We start from the raw sequence: 1312 nt of genomic DNA, 5'->3' as shown, positions 1-1312 counted from the left end.
GGCGCTGCACCACCAGTCGCCGTACTCGCTGATCCACGGCGACTACCGGCCGGACAACCTCATGTTCCCGCCTGACGGGAAAGGCGTCACCGCCCTGGACTGGCAGACCGTCTCCATCGGCCACCCCTGCCGGGACCTCGCCTACTTCCTGGCCTGCTCGCTGCCGACACCGGACCGGCAGGCACACGAGCGGGCACTGGTCGCGATCTACCACGGGGAACTCGTGCGGCAGGGCGTGACCGGTTTCTCGCTGGAGGAGTGCTTCGCCGGGTACCGGATCGGGATGCTCCAAGGGCCGCTGATCACGGTAATGGGCTGTATCGGCTCACCGGCCAAGCCAAGCGCGGAGGCCGACGCGATGTTCCTGTCGATGGCCACCAGATCCTGTCAGGCCATCCGCGATCTGGCGACGCTGAACGCGATACGTGCATGAGACGCCCTGATGATCGCCATCGAGAAGCGAGAGAACCCATGCGAGTGAGAGCCGCGATTCTGCGCGACCCCACCAACCCGTTCGGCATCGAGGGTGTCGACCTGCAGGAACCCGGCCCCGGCGAGGCCCTGGTCCGTGTCGCGGGCGTGGGGCTGTGCCACACCGACCTGATCTACCGGGCCTTCCCGGAGCTGGCAATGCCGATGGTCTTCGGGCACGAGGGCTCGGGAGTCGTCGAAGCGGTCGGCCCCGGGGTGACCCGGGTGACACCCGGGGATCACGTGGTGATGAGCTACGACTCCTGCGGCTGGTGCGCCCAGTGCCTGGCGGGGTATGCCTCCTACTGCGACGAGTTCATGGCGCGCAACCTCATGGGGGTGCGGGCCGACGGCTCCCCTGGGGCCGCCGACATGGACGGCGAGCCTGTCGCGGCACGTTGGTTCGGCCAGTCGTCGTTCGCTACCCATGCCATCGCTACTGAGCGCAACTTGGTCACCGTTGACCCGTCGCTGCAGTTGGAGCTGCTCGGGCCGCTGGGCTGCGGGCTGCAGACCGGGGCCGGGTCGGTGTTGATCGCGCTGAACGTGCGGCCGGGGTCAAGCGTCGCGGTGTTCGGCACTGGCGCGGTCGGCCTGGCCGCAGTCATGGCTGCCAAGGTGGCCGGCGCCAGTGAGATCATCGCAGTGGATCTATATGCCGGGCGCCGCGAGCTGGCGCTGGAGCTGGGCGCCACCCGCGCTCACGACGGTGCAGACCCCGAGCTGGCCGCCGTCATCGGGCAGGTCGACGCCTCCCTCGACACTACCGGGGTGTCCTCGGTGATGAGCACCGCAGTAGCCGCGGTCCGCCCGCTGGGCACTTGCGGCTTGCTCGGCGCAG

General features: G+C 69.1%; 2 protein-coding genes. Both read left to right on the top strand.

Annotation, left to right across the window (positions count from 1 at the left end; translation table 11 throughout):
* Positions 1-433, top strand: a 433-nt coding sequence (locus ACZ5CR_RS45615) for a phosphotransferase family protein (protein WP_468869697.1), incomplete at its 5' end; no start/stop codon positions are given.
* 38 nt (positions 434-471) lie between these two features.
* A partial coding sequence (locus tag ACZ5CR_RS45610; protein ID WP_468869695.1) for an NAD(P)-dependent alcohol dehydrogenase occupies positions 472-1312 on the top strand: 841 nt, incomplete at its 3' end.

It is taken from the genome of Streptomyces sp. NPDC031274 (assembly GCF_055570235.1).
The sequence above is the reverse complement of the archived record's forward strand: the minus strand, read 5'-3'. Positions and strand labels throughout refer to the sequence as shown.